The organism is Pseudomonas sp. lyk4-TYG-107 (assembly GCF_030209055.1).
GTDB classification, from domain to species: domain Bacteria; phylum Pseudomonadota; class Gammaproteobacteria; order Pseudomonadales; family Pseudomonadaceae; genus Aquipseudomonas; species Aquipseudomonas putida_A.
On record NZ_JARVST010000019.1, the window covers coordinates 1 to 15,546 of the forward strand.

The 15,546-nt window shown below is 63.1% G+C and carries 10 protein-coding genes and 1 pseudogene; all 11 read right to left on the reverse strand.

Annotated elements, in window-relative coordinates:
• Positions 1-1,808: pseudogene (locus tag QRN61_RS15345) on the reverse strand (hypothetical protein); the annotation flags it as partial.
• A 339-nt stretch (positions 1,809-2,147) separates the two neighbouring features.
• Positions 2,148-2,906: a PIG-L deacetylase family protein gene (locus QRN61_RS15350; RefSeq protein ID WP_027612047.1), complete on the reverse strand. Its 759-nt coding sequence runs from the start codon at positions 2,904-2,906 to the stop codon at positions 2,148-2,150.
• Positions 2,907-3,063: 157 nt separating this feature from the next.
• Positions 3,064-3,750, reverse strand: coding sequence for a glycosyltransferase family 2 protein (locus tag QRN61_RS15355; RefSeq protein ID WP_097089608.1), 687 nt, complete (start codon positions 3,748-3,750; stop codon positions 3,064-3,066).
• A complete protein-coding gene (locus QRN61_RS15360) occupies positions 3,747-4,346 on the reverse strand; it encodes an SAM-dependent methyltransferase (protein ID WP_097089609.1) in 600 nt (199 codons plus the stop codon). The genes QRN61_RS15355 and QRN61_RS15360 overlap by 4 nt, the downstream gene beginning before the upstream one ends.
• Positions 4,343-5,116 carry a PIG-L deacetylase family protein gene (locus QRN61_RS15365; protein WP_027612045.1) on the reverse strand — a complete coding sequence of 258 codons (774 nt, stop codon included), beginning with the start codon at positions 5,114-5,116 and terminating at the stop codon, positions 4,343-4,345. Before QRN61_RS15365 ends, QRN61_RS15360 begins: the two co-directional genes overlap by 4 nt.
• A complete protein-coding gene (locus QRN61_RS15370) occupies positions 5,113-6,111 on the reverse strand; it encodes an acyl-CoA dehydrogenase family protein (RefSeq protein WP_150370489.1) in 999 nt (332 codons plus the stop codon). Before QRN61_RS15370 ends, QRN61_RS15365 begins: the two co-directional genes overlap by 4 nt.
• A 1-nt stretch (position 6,112) precedes the next feature.
• Positions 6,113-8,272, reverse strand: coding sequence for a glycogen debranching protein GlgX (glgX, locus tag QRN61_RS15375; protein ID WP_150370490.1), 2,160 nt, complete (start codon positions 8,270-8,272; stop codon positions 6,113-6,115).
• Between the two features lie 250 nt (positions 8,273-8,522).
• A complete protein-coding gene (locus tag QRN61_RS15380; RefSeq protein ID WP_027612042.1) occupies positions 8,523-8,858 on the reverse strand; it encodes a DUF2934 domain-containing protein in 336 nt (111 codons plus the stop codon).
• 27 nt (positions 8,859-8,885) lie between these two features.
• Complete coding sequence (locus tag QRN61_RS15385) at positions 8,886-11,654, reverse strand: malto-oligosyltrehalose synthase (protein WP_285374116.1); 2,769 nt, start codon at positions 11,652-11,654, stop codon at positions 8,886-8,888.
• A complete protein-coding gene (malQ, locus tag QRN61_RS15390; RefSeq protein WP_097089616.1) occupies positions 11,651-13,729 on the reverse strand; it encodes a 4-alpha-glucanotransferase in 2,079 nt (692 codons plus the stop codon). Before malQ ends, QRN61_RS15385 begins: the two co-directional genes overlap by 4 nt.
• Positions 13,726-15,528 (reverse strand): malto-oligosyltrehalose trehalohydrolase, encoded by a 1,803-nt coding sequence (gene treZ / locus QRN61_RS15395; RefSeq protein ID WP_285374117.1) that lies wholly within the window; start codon positions 15,526-15,528, stop codon positions 13,726-13,728. Before treZ ends, malQ begins: the two co-directional genes overlap by 4 nt.
• Between the last annotated feature and the right edge of the window lie 18 nt (positions 15,529-15,546).

Below are 15,546 nucleotides of genomic sequence, written 5' to 3' on the forward strand. Positions count from 1 at the left end.
CGGGTCAGCAGCACCGCTTCGCCGACAGTGAAATTCAACGTCCGCGAGTAGCTGACACGTTCCGGCGTGGAGCCTGCCGCCACCCTGAGGATTTCATACATCGCGTCCACAGTGCCGCCGCGATTGGGTTCGATGTGGGTCTGGACGAAGGTCGGGTTCAGGGTGAAATCGATGGCTTTGCCGGCATTGAGCGAATTGATCGGCACCGAGTCGCTGGTCTTGCCGGTTTTCGAGCCGCGCCAGGTATAGGTGACCTTGTCACCCGCTTTGGTGGGTTCGGCGGCAGCCGGGGCGGTCAGTTTGCTCGATCCGCCGGGCAGGTCGTCGGGTTCGAGTGTTCCGCCGGCCTCACCGAGGACGATGGGCGCGACCAGTTCCAGCAGCGGTTCACCCACCCGCAACAGGGCATGGTGCAGTGACTCGCGCCGAATGATGCCTCCATCGCTGCCCTCGGCCATCAGCACGTAGAACAAATCCAGCGTGCCGCCCTCGATGGCTTTGAGGTGTTTGCCTTCGACGATGATCGGGATCGGTTCTTTGTCGTCGATATCGCCCTTGCTAAGGGTGTGCCAGTTCAGTTCCGGGTCGTAGACGCCGAAATCCTGGCGGGTGCCGACCCAGCGCAGAATGATGACCATGCCCACCTGCATCATCGGGTCAAAGGGGATGACGGCGGTGGTGTACACCCGATCAGGGTCGAGTGCCCCTTGTTGCGCATCCACGGCAATCGGCGCGAGCAGGCGTCGGGTTGCTCCGATGATACTGACGAAGCGCCCCTTGGAGGCGCGATCATCAGACCCGCTGCGTTCCACGCGATAACTGAACACGGCCTGGGTTTTGGCCAGCAAACGTATGTCGGCGCTTGGCAGGGCCAATTCGTAGATGTTGCCCACGCTGATGAGCGGCTCGCCGCGGACTTCAACGCTGATCGGTTCGCCGTCCAGCGTGGTGCCCTTGCCCAGGCCGATGATCACATCACCGATCCGGAAGTCGGGTGCGTCGACCAATACCTGCAAGGTCAGCGGCGCATCCCCCAGTTTGTCCATGTCCACAACGCTATTGAAGGCCTCTTTGACCATGGGAGGCGACAGGCGCGTGTTGCCGGTATCGACGGCAATCCCTACTGCGGCGCACCAGTCTTCGGAGCGGTTGTCGACAATGTCGTGTACTTCAAAGGCTACGGCCAGGCTATCGGTATCGCCGGCGGCGAGGATGGTGGCCTTGTCGACATGGATGACCAGTGGATGGCCTTGCGGGTCATCGATGTGATCCTGGGTCACCCGTGGCGAATACACAAACCAGCCACCCCAGGTCAATTTGCAGCGGTCACCCACGGCCATGTTGGGGTAGGGCAACAGGCTGCTGCTGCCGGGTTTGGCCTTGATGATGATGTCGAGGCCGGTTTCGGCGGTTTCCTTGTCCACGCCATCGTTGATGATCCGCGGATCGATGTACATGTACAGCTCGGAATGCCCCGGGATACTGCCGTTTTCATCCTTGCCGCCGGGCCGTTCGAGTTTGACGAAGATATCGACCGGAGGCAGCGAAATTTCCGGAGTCTGTTCGAATACCTTGACCCGATACTGCAGCGTATAGGTCCCGGTCACGAAGCGCTGGGGCGGGACATACAGGGTGACACGCTCGCCGACATCCCCTGGCTTGACGAGGGTGGTCTGGTCGACCTGAATACCGTCGAGCAGCAGCTCGATGTGGTCACCTAAACCCATACGGTCCCAGGGTGGACAATAGACTTTCAGCCCCTTGTCGGGCGCCAGCAACTGCGCGGCGGCAATATTGATCCCCCACACCCCCCCCTCCAGGGCCGGCTGCGTACGGTCGGGTATTTCCAGCTGCCGCAGAGACTTTGGGGCCGGGAGGCGAGGGGGCTGAATAAGCATGCTGAAGACTCCAGAGTCGTGGGGGGCAAAGGCTCTGGGTTATTTAGGGGCAGGTGGCGAGCGTTGGCTACTGTCAGAAATTACAGGTAGGGAGGTATTTGCGATGAACGGTCGTGAGCCCTGGCCACTGGCTCGCCGCCTATCAATGTGGGAGCGGGCTTGCTCGCGAACAGGCCGGCACATTCAACATCACAGGTGACTGAACCGGCGCTTTCGCGAGCAAGCCCGCTCCCACAGGGGGTGGGTGTTTCAGATGAAGACAATTTCGTAGGGCAGGCGCATCCGTTCCAGGATCACCGGCGGCAGCATCGGCGCGATGCCGATCGCCGGTTCGCCCTTGAGCTGGCTGGCATAGGCGTGGGTGGCGTGGCTTTTGCGCGCCACGGTCCAGGTGTCGAGGCGCAGTTTGCGTGCACGATCCCAAGGGATCAGGCTCTGCTCGCGCTCCGGCCAGTGCCAGGCCCAGACCGCCACGTCGTGATAGGTGGCTCCGGCTTGCGCCGCCGCGTTGGCACTGGCACGTCCGACCGCTTCGTGGTCGTCGTTGCCGTCGTTGCGCCAAGTGCTGAACACCACGTCGCCGGGGCGCAGATAACGTGAGATGAAACTGCTGATTTCCGTCTCGCGCTCGAGCAGCGCGTTGTCGGTGAACCCGCCGCGCACCCATTTCAGACTGTGCATCGGCAGGCCGAGCCGACGCAGGGCTTCGACGCTCTCTTGCGGACGGAACACGCTCAGGCGTTTTTCCGACCACTGTCGCGAGCCGGGATGGCTGGCGCTGCCATCAGTGATCGACAGCAGTTGCAGCGGATGACCGAGGCTGGAGAGCAATTGCAGGAGCCCGCCACAGGTCACCACTTCATCACCCGGATGCGGGGCGACGACGACGGCGCGAGCACCGGGGGGAACGAGGCTATGGGTGTTGATGACGGGGATGTTGTCCAACTGCGGGGAACTGTTCCAGATCTGTACCGGCGGCGGGTTTTCGTTGAGGAATAACGGTTTCATGGGTGCTACGTCCTTGTCGAGTCAGGCCCTCAATCGAATCTGCACCGTAGAAAGGCAGGTGCGCTCGACCCGTGAAGGCGAATGGATTGCTGTGCGACGCTCCGAACCCTGGATTGCCGCGCAGCAGAGTATTGCTCATGAAAACCGGTTCGTCGCGTCACAGATCAATCTGATCCGCTTTTTTTATGTCTAACTGTACCAATTTTCGCAGGTAGTCCCCGAATCCGCCCCGGGCACGGCTGTCCAGACGGGCGCTGGTATGCACTTGCGGGCGATGGCTCCAGGCGATGTCGGCACCGAGCAATTCCAGTTGCCGCACCAGTTGCACGTCCTCATCACAGGTCAAGGGGGCGAACCCCCCGGCCCAACGATAAGCATCGGCACTGACCCCGAGATTGGCGCCGTGGATATGGCGATGCCCGTCCCGCGCCTGATAGTGACTGTGATAGCGGATTTGCGCGCTTTCGTCGAATGTCGGATCCCAATGTTCGACAGTTACCGTGCCGCACACCGCGTCCGCCCCCAGCCCCAACTGTGCCACCAGCCAGTCCTCGGCCACACGGCTGTCGGCGTCGGTGCAGGAGATCCAGCGCGCGCCACGCTCCAGCAACACCTGCGCGCCAGCGGCCCGGGCCTGGCCAACGTTACGCGCGTCGATGTGCAGACTCAGTACCGGAAAGCCGCTGACGATCTGCGCCGAGCGATCGGTGCAGCTGTCGAGCACCACCAGCACTTCAACCGGCTCGCCGGCCAGCAGCCCGTGTTTACTGGCGCGCACGGCGGCCGTCAGGCACTGCTCCAGCAGGTCTTGCTCGTTGTGCGCGGGAATCAGAATGCCGATCATCGCAGGCCCTCCAATGCGGCCACCGAGCGCGGCTCACGGCTCCAGACTTCAAGGATAAAGTCGGACTCCTGATGCAGCGCCAGACGCGGTAGCGGTAATTGCTCGTGAATCAGGTCATGTACCTGCCGCGCGTTGAGCGGGCAGCCATCGATGGGCGGGCGCCAGTGGCAGGCCAGCAACTGGCCGTCAGCCGTCAGGGATTCACTGATGCGGCGGATCACTTCTGTCAGATCCTGGGCATCGAGGTAGTAGCCGATTTCGCTAAATACAATCAGGTCGAATTTTTCCTCCGGCCAGTCACCGGGCAGGCGACTTTGGCGCACCTCGGCATGGTCAAACAGGCTCAACCGGGTACGCGCCAGATTCACCGCGGCACTGGCGGTGTCGCAACACAGCAGGCGGTCGCAGCGCTCGGCGAGTTCGGCGCTGAGTTCGCCATTAGCGCAGCCGGGCTCGAAGATCGCCCGATAATGCGCGCGGGGCAGGGCGGCGAGGGTGATAGCGCGTTTGCGCTGTTCGTACCAGCGCTCGCGGAAGGCCCAGGGATCATCGTTAGCGCTGAACAATCCGTCGAAGTAACGATCATCGACGCTCATAGGAACACCACTTCGAACGGTTGCAGCAGACGATCCAGCACGTACGGGGCCAATACCGGTTGCAGCCCGGCTTGCGGATCGCCCTCCAACTGACTGGCGAACGCATGCACCGCGTGGCGTTTGCGCGCCACTTGCTCGGCGGACAACAGAATTTTGCGCGCGCGCTGCCATGGCACCGAGGCGTCTTCGGGTGAGGCCCAGTGCCAGGTCCATACCGGCAATTCGTGGCAGGTGGCGCCAACCCGCCGTGCGGCTTCGATACTGGCGCGGCCGGCGGCTTCGTGATCGCAGTGGCCGTCCTCGCACCAGGTGCTGAACACCACGTCGCCGGGGCGCAGGTGGCGTTCGATGAACGCGACCAGCGACGGCTCATCTGCGGCGACCTGGCTATCGCTGAAACCGCCGCGCAGCCATTTCATCCGGTGCAATGGCACGCCGAGGCGGCGCAGGGCTTCAGCCGATTCCTGCGGCCGCACCACGCTCAGGCGTTCGACTGGCCAGCGCTCGGAACCGGGATGACTGGCGCTGCCATCGGTGACCGAAATCAGTTGCAACTGACGCCCGGCGGCGGCCAGCAACTGCAACATTCCGCCGCAGCCGAGCACTTCGTCGTCCGGGTGCGGGGCGACGATCACCGCCCGCGCGCCCGGTGGCACCAGACTGAGGACATCGACGCTGTCCAGCGCCGCCAGGTGCCGGGAATGTTGCCATTGCAGCAACGAAGTCCCTTGGTGGCCGATGATCGGATCGGGCTTATTAGCGGCATTCATAGCGTCCAGGCCTCCTCGGGGTGTTCAGCCAGCGTTTGGCCAAGGGCCGCCAGATCACGCTCGGCATGACTCTGGCGCAGGAACACCGGCAGATCGGCGCTCAACCGGGCGAAGTGCCGATCCTTGCAGAACGGAGCGGCACCCAGCGCCCGACCGGTCTCGCGCATCACTTGCTCAGCCGATTGCTCGACCACGGCGCGGGCACGTCGGGCTAACAGTTCGGCATTGGCTTCGGGATGCGTATCGATGTGCAACGCACTGAAACGCAGCACATTGGCGGCTGCGTACAGCGCCGCATCGACCGTGCCGAGGTGGGCGAGGGCGTGCGGCTCCTGACGTTGCGCGCAGTGTTTACGCAGCGCCTCGGCGATCTCCCTTGCCGCGCCGTACCAGCACGCGGCGATGCCGATCCCGCCTTGCCAGAAACCCGGACGATGCAGGTAGTCGCCGGGTTCGCCAATGGCCTGGGCTTCGGCGCCGTCGAAAAGCACTTCAACGCTGCCGGTGGCGCCCATGCCGACCGCTTGCCAGCCCTGATCGGTGATGGTCACGCCCGGTTGATCAAGTGCCACTGCGACCAGTTGCTGACGGTCCTCGGCGTCCCACGCGGTGAGCAGCGCATGGCTGAGCACCGCCGCCCCGGAGCACCAGGCCTTGCGCCCGTCGAGGCGCACCATGTGCCCGGCCGGTCGCACCTGCACCCGAGCCTGCGGTGGTTCAGCCGCCCACATGCCCCAAGTGCTGCCCGGTGTGGGCGAACCACCGAGCTGTTCGATGATCGCCAGTGCGTCGGTGTGACCTTCGTAGAGTTTGCACAAGCCCAGATCATGCCCGCCGACTTCCGCCAGACGTTGAAAACGCTCCAGCGTGCGGCCGCTGCCCGGTAACGGCAACTGATCCAGACCGGCCTCGACCAGCGCCCGCAGGCAATGGCCGAGCGCTGCGGTGTCGCGATAGTCCGGCGGGCGGCGCGCCAGATAACTGTGCAGGTCCATATCAGTCTTCTTCTTCGCGTTGCAGTTCGAACAGCAGCAGCGAACGGCCGGTGACCGAATACTCATGGCCGAACTCGAAGCGTTCCTGACCGCGAATCGACGGCTGATTGGTGTCGATCATGCAGGTCCAGAAACTGCCTTCCGGCACTTCCGGCAGGCTGAAGTTGACGATGTCGTGGTGGGCGTTGACCACCAGCAGCAACGTCGCATCGGCACCTTTGCGGCGGATCCCGGTTTCCTGCGCGCGACCGTCAAGGAGCATGCCCAGGCAGCGGTTGTGCGCGTCATGCCAGTGCTCGGTGGTCATCTCGGTGCCGTCCGGCGCGAGCCAGGTGACGTCCTTGACGCCAATGTCCTCGTTGTATTCGCCGACCAGGAAGCGCCCGCGACGCAGGATCGGATAAGCCATACGCAGCTTGATCAGGCGTTTGACGAATTTGAGCAGCGCCTTGCCGTCCTCGCTCAAGTCCCAGTTGACCCAGCCGATCTCGCTGTCCTGGCAATAGGCGTTGTTGTTGCCGTCCTGCGTGCGGGCGAATTCGTCACCGGCAACGATCATCGGTGTGCCCTGCGACAGCAGCAGCGTGGCGAAGAAGTTGCGCATCTGTCGGTGGCGCAGCGCATTGACCTCCGGGTCGTCGGTCGGGCCTTCGACGCCGTGGTTCCACGACAGGTTGTTGTTGCTGCCGTCCTGGTTGTTCTCGTCGTTGGCTTCGTTGTGCTTGTCGTTGTACGACACCAGATCGTTGAGGGTGAAACCGTCGTGGGCGGTGATGAAGTTCACCGACGAGTACGGCCGCCGTCCGCGCTGGTTGAACATCTCGCCGGACGCGGTCATGCGGCTGGCGAAGTCGGCAACCTGGCCGTCGTCGCCTTTCCAGAACGCGCGCACGGTGTCGCGGAATTTGTCGTTCCACTCGACCCAGCCCGGCGGAAAGTGGCCGACCTGATAGCCACCGGGGCCGCAGTCCCAAGGCTCGGCGATCATTTTCACCTGGCGCAGCACCGGGTCCTGACGGCAGGCGACGAGGAAGCTGTGACGCTCGTCGAAACCGTCGTGATAGCGCCCGAGAATCGTCGCCAGATCGAAGCGGAAACCGTCGACGTGCATCTCGCTGGCCCAATAACGCAGCGAGTCGGTGACCATCTGCAGCACGCACGGGTGACTGAGGTCGAGGGTGTTGCCGGTGCCGGAATCGTTGATGTAATAGCGCTTGTCGTCGGGCATCAGGCGGTAGTAGGAGGCGTTGTCGATGCCGCGCATCGACAGGGTCGGACCTTGTTCGTTGCCCTCGGCGGTGTGGTTGTAGACCACGTCGAGAATCACTTCCAGATTGGCCTCGTGCAGGTGCGCGACCATCTCCTTGAACTCGGCGATCTTGCCGCTGGCCAGGTAACGCGGGTCCGGGGCGAAGAAGGCGATGCTGTTGTAGCCCCAGTAGTTGGTCATGCCCTTGTGCAGCAAATGCTGGTCGTTGACGAAGGCATGGATCGGCAGCAGTTCCACACTCGACACGCCGAGTTTGCGGATGTGTTCGAGCACGTCGTCGACCATCAACCCGGCAAAGGTACCGCGCACGTTCTCCGGCACCGAAGGGTGACGCATGCTGATGCCGCGTACGTGGGTTTCATAAATGATGGTTTTGTCCCACGGCACGCTGACCCGATGGTCGTTGCCCCAGGTGTGCGCCGGGTCGATGACCTTGCACTTGGGCACAAACGGCGCGCTGTCGCGTTCATCGAAACTGAGGTCGGCGTCGGGGTGGCCGATGGTGTAGCCGAACAGCGCCTCGGACCATTTCAACTCGCCGACCAGTTGTTTGGCGTACGGGTCGATCAACAGTTTGTTGTGGTTGAAGCGATGGCCGTTCGCCGGGTCATACGGGCCATACACGCGGTAGCCGTAGATCAGCCCGGGATGGGCATCGGGCAGATAGCCGTGATAGATCTCATCGGTGTATTCCGGCAGTTCGATGCGCTCGAGTTCGACTTCGCCGGCATCGTCGAAGATGCACAGTTCAACCTTTGTGGCATTGGCGGAAAACAGTGCAAAGTTAACCCCCAGACCATCCCAGGTCGCACCGAGCGGGAAGGGCAGGCCTTCACGGATTCTCGAAGGTTCAGCGTGCGCTGCGGGCTCGGCATTCTTTGGACGGGTCATGATTGCTCCTGCAAAACGGGTTGGTTCGAATAACGGATCAACTGTGGGAACAGAATCTGTGGTGAGGGGATTTATCCCCGATGGGTCGCGCAGCGGCCCTGCGACTGCTTCGCAGCCGATCGGGGATAAATCCCCTCACCACAGACATCTGTCCCTGACAGGGGGTGTTTGAGGTTTCTTGAGGACGAGTTGTCCCTAATGTGGCGAGCGAACCCGCCACACGGTCATTCAGTTCAATAATCCGGGTGTGTCAGTTGGCCGGGGGCTTGCGTGGGGCGCGCGGCTTTTTCTCGGCGGCTTTTTCGCCCGGTGGAATCACTTTGGCGGCGCTGGAAGGCTTGGCTTTGGCGTCGGCAGGCGCCTTAGGCTTGGCCGCCGGGGTCTTGCTTTCGCTGGCTTTGCCGGTCGCAGTCTTGCCGGCGGTTTTACTGCCCGCAGCCTTTGGCGACTTCTTCGGCGCGAGGGCCTCGGCTTCGGCCAGTTTGCGCGCCATTTCCCAATGACGCGCTTCATGACCTTCAGGTTTGCCCTCCGATTCCCAGATCTGATAGGCGAACTCGCGGATGCGTTTATCGTCGGTACTCATCGCAATGCTCCTGAACTGAACTCGTCGTTACGTAAAGAGTTGGGTAAACAGATTGACCGGGAAATCCCCCAGCGCGGCGCTGACGTTCAGCTCCCTGTTTTTTGTGACTGCGCTGCTGTGAAAAAGTCCCTTCAGGTTTGTGTCAGAGGCGGCGAACGGTAAAACCACCCGTGTATCGCCCCAGCGCAGCGCATCCACCTGTGGCACGGCACTGTTTTCCAGCAACGTCGCGCAGCGGATCGGCACGATCACGATGGCGTAGCGGCCCTCGTGCTCACGGGCGAATGCGAGCACGTTGTGCGCCTGCTCGCCCAGCACCTCCAAGGCCTGATACGTGCCCCGGCGAAACAGCTCGGCGTGTTCGGCGCGCAGGTTCAACACCTGGGCGATCAACGCTTGCTTGATACGCCCGTCACGCCAGTTCGCCAGCAGTTCCTGGAGCGGCGCTTGTCCGTCCAGAGCCTGCGCGCGCGCGGCGTAATCCACCGGCCGACGGTTGTCCGGATCGACCAGGCTGAAGTCCCAGAACTCGTTGCCCTGATACAGATCCGGTACCCCCGGCACGGTCATGCGCAGCAAGGTTTGCGCCAGACTGTTGAGGGCGCCGGCCGCAGCAATGCTGTTGACGGTCTTGCTCAGCGCGGCGCGCAGCAGCTCGCCTTCTGCACCGGTGAGCAGGCGTTGGGTGAACGTCTGCGCAGCGTTTTCGTAGGCTTCGTTGGGCGCGCTCCAGCTGCTTTGCAACTTGGCTTCGCGCAGGGCTTTCTGTTGCCATTGCCAGATGCGTTCGGCGTAGTCGCTGAAACCTGACTGATCGTCATCGCTCAGTTGCAGCGGCCAACTGCCGAGCAACGCCTGATACAGGATCAGTTCATCACCGGACGACGGCACTTGGTCATCGTCGCGCAACGGCCGGGCGAGGGCGCGCCACAACTCGACCTGCTCGGCGTACCAGTGGCTGCGTTCACTGAGCACCGCCAGTCGTGCACGGGTGTCTTCGCCACGTTTGTGGTCGTGAGTGGCGGTGGCCAGCAAGTTGTCGGGGAACGCGTCCAGGCGTTGCTGATTGACCGCATGGAAGTCGCTGACCGGCGCGCTGAACTGCTCGGTGTTATAGCCGACGTCGTTGCGCGACAGCAGCACCGCCGAGCGATACAACGCGGTGTCTTCCACGGCTTTGGCCGCTGCCGGCGACGTCAGTTGCTGGAAACGCACGCAGGCGTGCTTGAGGATCTTGCGCGAGCGCCCGCGCGGCTTTTGCCGCCAGGGCGTGCCACCGAGCCAGGCCGCCACACAGTCAAGCACCGGCCAGTCGCCTTCGCCCAGCGCCTGCCGCGCGCCGTCCATGGCCTGCTGGAAGAACTGTTCATCCTGCGCCGCGCGACCCAGCGCATTGATGTAAGTGCGATACACCGGGAAATGCACGATCAGCGCCTGCAACACCCGACGGATCGCGCCGAGGGTCAGGTCACGGGTCATCAGGTCATCCCGGGCCACTTGCAGCAGCGCCTGGGCGACGCTTTCAAAATCGCTGGCCAGCGAGCCGTTGAGGATCTGTTGTCTCGCCAGTTGCGCTTCTTCAATGAACGCCGCCGGACGCTCGGTGCGCCGCTGCCACAGGTCGCCGAGGACATGTTCGCCATCGGGGTCGTGTTGCAGCAACGACAGCTGATTCATGAACTCGTAACCGGTGCTGCCATCCACCGCCCAATCGGTACGCAGGGTTTCGCCGGCACCGAGAATCTTCTCGACGTAGATCGGCAAGTGCCGGCCCGGCGCAAGCAAGTCGAGGCGCCGGCGTAACTTGCGGCAGTAACCGCGCGGGTCAGCGAGCCCGTCGATGTGGTCGATACGCAAACCGTCGACCAGGCCTTCGGCGATCAACTCAAAGATCTTGCCGTGAGTCGCTTCGAAAACGGCGGGGCGTTCGACGCGCAGGCCCCCGAGCTCGTTGATGTCGAAAAAGCGCCGCCAGTTGATGTCGTCCGCAGCGGTACGCCAACTGGCCAGACGGTAGCTCTGGCGTTCGAGCAATTGATGCAGCTTGTCGAAGCCTTCTGCAGTCGTGGAGTCGTAATGCGCGAGACTTTCCTCGATCGCGGCGAGAATTTGCGGATCGCTTGCCAGCTCCTTCAATTCAGCCTTGAGCGGCATCGCCAGCGCATGGGCGTCAGTCTGGTAGCTGAGGGTGCTGAAACGATCGGCCAGGGATTTCAGCGCTTCGACCGGTTTAAGCAACTCGCCGTAGTCATTCGGGCAGATCGGAAAGTGATGCTCGTAATGCTCGACGTGGAAGCGACCTTGCTGCGCATCGAAATGCAGTTTCAGCGTGCCTTCTTGCAGCGCGACGCCATAATCGCTGCCGAGAAACGGCAGCAACAACTGGCCTTCCATCAACGGGTCCGGTGAGTGCCACTGGATGTCGAAGAACTCGCCGTACGGACTCAGGCGGCCCCATTCCAGCAGATCGAGCCACCACGGGTTGTCACCGCCGCCGACCGCCATGTGATTGGAGACGATGTCGAGGATCAGGCCCATGCCGTGTTCGCGCAGGGTGCTGACCAGACGCCGCAGCGCCGGTTCGCCGCCGAGTTCCGGATTGACCTGGGTCGGGTCGACCACGTCGTAGCCATGCATCGAACCGGCGCGGGCCGCGAGCAGCGGTGAGGCATAAATGTGGCTGATGCCGAGGCGGGCAAAGTACGGCACCAGCGGCACCGCCTGTTCCAGAGTGAAACCCTTGTGAAATTGCAGGCGCACGGTGGCGCGCAGGGGTTGGATGAGGGTCTGGTTCATTGGTCACGCTCGGCAGCTTGCAGGCGGGCACAGGCCAGCAGTTCCAGACGGCGCGCGGCATCGGCGCCATCAAGCAAGGCTTCGCTGTTGCCGGGCAGGCGTCGCGACCAGTTCGGGTGGCTGTCGATGGTGCCCGGCAGGTTGGCCTGCTCGTCGATGCCCAGCGCATCTTCCAGCGGCAGCAACACCAGCGGTGCGCGGGTATGACCGAGGAAACGCACGCTGGCATCGACCACTTGATCGGCTTCGTGGGATTCTTCGCGGAAGTTTTGCGGGTCTTGGCTCAAGGCCCCGCGCAGGCCTTCGCGCTCGCGCTGGCGATGGCGACGCCATTCGATTTCACCGTTGGGGTCGACAAATTCCAGACGCGCGTTCCAGTCGATATCGCGGCCATGCCACCAACCGTTGAGCGTCGGCAGATCGTGGGTGCTGGTGGTCGCCAGCGCGTTGTCCGGCCAGTCGAGGATCGGTTTGAAATACGTGTTGTCCTGTTCGAACAGCAGCACGCGCATGCCAAGAATCGCCCGCGCACTGAGTTTTTCCCGCAGACCGTCGGGCACGGTGCCGAGGTCTTCACCGAGGACGATCGCCTGATGCCGATGGGACTCCAGGGTCAGCAAGCGCAGCAGATCGTCAAACGGGTAATACAGATAAGCGCCATCGGCCGGGGCCGCGCCGTTTGGGATCACCCACAGGCGTTGCAGGCCCATGACATGGTCGATGCGCAGCCCGCCAGCGTGGGCGAAGTTGGCGCGCAGCATGTCGATGAACGCACGAAAGCCGTTGCGGATCAGACCTTCGGGGGAAAACGCGGAAATCCCCCAGCCCTGACCGGAGCGATTGAGAATGTCTGGCGGCGCGCCAACGGTGAGCGAGGCGAGCAGTTCGTCCTGAAAGCTCCAGGCCTGGCTGCCGGCGCCGTCGGCACCGACCGCAAGGTCAGCGATCAGGCCGATGCCCATGCCGGCGCTGCGCGCAGCCGTTTGCGCGCGCTCCAGGCAGCGGTGGATCAACCACTGGCAAAAGGCGAAGTAACTGATGCGTTCGGCGTATTCCTCGGCAAAGGCTTCGAGGGCGGCGCCGCGCGGCTCATGCCAGTGTGCCGGCCATTCGCGCCAGTCGAGGCTTTCGCCACGGGCGGCGCGCATTTCCTGAATGGCTTCGAAACGGCAGTGGTTTTCCAGGGCTTCGCCACCGGCATGGCGGAAACTGGCGAAGTCCGGATGCAACGGATGCTCGCCCGCAACGAAGCCGTCGTACAAGGCTTGCAGCAATTTCTGTTTGGCGTCGGCGGCGGTGGGCCAGTCGATCAGCTTCAAGTCTTCCAGTTGCCGGAATTGCTCGGCCAGACCGCTGGCGTCGATCGCATCGCGCAGTGCGCGTTCGCCAAGGATGGCGCCCGGTGCGGCATACAAGGCGTTGAGAAACAGGCGACTGGACGGCGAATAAGGACTGTAGCGCCCGGTGTCGGCGCTGAACATCGCATGCAGCGGACTGATTGCCAGCGCATCGGCACCGCGCTCGCCGGCCACCCGCGCCAGTTCTTCCAGCGCCTGGGTGTCGCCGAAGCCGCAGTCGCCGGGGCGGCGCAGACTGTACAACTGCGCGCTCAACCCCCAGACGCGAGGGATCGGGTTGTCTACCGCATCGCCGACGCTGAAGCAGCGCTCGGGGGCCACGGCCAGGGTGAAATATTGGTCGGCGATGTGCACCTGCTGATAACCGACCGGGATCAAACCGGGCAGTTTCGCTTCGGCGTCGAGTTTGAGGTTAAGCCGTGAACCGTCTTCAAGGTGGATTTCGCAAGGCGTTTCAGGCTCGAAATAGCGGGCCAGATCAACGCTGATTCCGACATCTGCGGTCAACAGCGGCGGCAGGTGGCGATCCTGTTGAACCTGTTGCAGTTGCAGCAGGCTGGCGTCGATTTCCTGTGCGGTATTGGCCGGATGACCCAGACCGGTGAGAACATTGCGCAGCACCGCCGGGGCGACTTTCTGCGGGCGGCCGTTGGCGTCGATCCAGTCGACGGCGAGGCCGGCGCGGCTTGCGAGTATTTCCAGTTGCGCATCGCTCATAGGCGCTCTCCATCCAGAGGTTGCAAGGGGGTTGCGGCCGTGAGGCTGACAAGCGCGCAATACGCGGGCAGTACGCCCGGTTCCGACAGGGCAACGGCGGGCGGCTGCTGAAACAGCCACACGGCGTCGGTCTGTGCAGGGTTGACCACTGGCGTATCGCTGAGGTTCAGGTCAATTCGCAGCTCGCTGCCATCACCCAGACGCCAGCGTGCACTGACCGCACCGAAGCCGAGCATGTGCGCCCCAAGCGCCTGGGTGCCGGACAGATGGGGAATGATGTAGCGGTGGCGCAATTGCAGCAGTTGCCGGTACAGCGCGAGGGTTTCCTGCTGTTTTGCGCTGCCGCTGCCGACCAGGCGAGGCTGCGAGGCGTGGAAGGTCTGCTCGGCATTCGGATCGGGAATTTTTTCGCGTTTGTGCGGATCGGCGAAGGCGCTGAACCCGGCGAATTCATTGCGCCGACCTTCGCGCACCAGATCCGCCAGTTCACCGTGGTGGCTGGTGAAGAACAGGAACGGTTGCTCGGCCGCGTACTCATCGCCCATGAACATCAGCGGAATCATCGGTGACAGCAGCAACAGCACGGTGGCGGCCTGCACCGCGCGTGGATCGGCCAGGTGATGCAGACGTTCGCCGAAGGCGCGGTTGCCGATCTGGTCGTGGTTCTGCAGGAACAGGATGAAAGCGGTGGAGGGCAGGTGTTCGCTGGGCTCGCCGCGCGGTTCGCCGTGGCGGGTGATGTGGCCCTGAAACACGAAGCCCTGGCTTAGGCAGCGCACCAGTTGTTCGGTGGGTTGCAGCGCATAGTCAGCGTAGTAGGCGTCGGTTTCGCCGGTCAGCAGCACGTGCAGGGCGTTGTGGCCGTCGTCGTTCCACTGCGCGTCGTAATCCTCTTCGAGCAGGCTCGACTGGTTTAGCTCGTTTTCCACGGTCAGCCAGACGTGGCGGCTCGGATCGATCTGCTGACGAATACGCTGCGCCAGTTCGGGCAGGAAATCCGGGCTTTCGATGGCGTGCACCGCGTCCAGACGCAGCCCGTCGAAGCGGTATTCGAGCACCCACATCAGCGCGTTTTCAATGAAGAAGTCCCGCACTTCACGGCGGCGGAAATCGATCGCCGCGCCCCATGGCGTGTGCTTGTCTTCGCGGAAAAAACCTTTGGCGTAGCGCCCGAGGTAGTTGCCGTCGGGGCCGAAGTGGTTGTAGACCACGTCGAGAATCACCGCCAGACCATGGCCGTGGGCGGTGTCGATCAGGTGTTTGAGTTGTTCCGGAGTGCCATAGGAGGCTTGCGGTGCGAATGGCAGCACGCCGTCGTAGCCCCAGTTGCGTGTGCCGGGAAACTGCGCCAGGGGCATCAGTTCGATGGCGGTAATGCCCAGCTCGACCAGACGCGCCAGATGCTGCTCGACTTCGGCAAAGCCGCCGAGCGCGCCGACATGCAGCTCGTAGATCACCGCTTCGCTCCACGGCCGGCCGTGCCAGGTGGTGTGGCGCCAGTCATAGGCCAGCGGATCGACCACCACACTGTGGCGGTCAAGGTCGCCGTCCTGGGCGCGGGAGGCCGGGTCGGGCACCTCCAGTTCACCATCGATGTTGAAGCGGTAGCGGGTGCCCGCCGGGCACCGGGTCTTGATCACGAACCAGCCATCGGCCTGCGGTAACATCGGCAAGGACTGGCCGTCTTCAAGTTCGACACTGACGTAAAACGCATCCGGTGCCCACAGCGCAAACTGAGTGTGTTCGGCGTCCTGCATGATCGCGCCGTGGGGCCAGTTTTCTTGGGTCCGTAACGGCATGGTGAAAAGCTCCCTGAG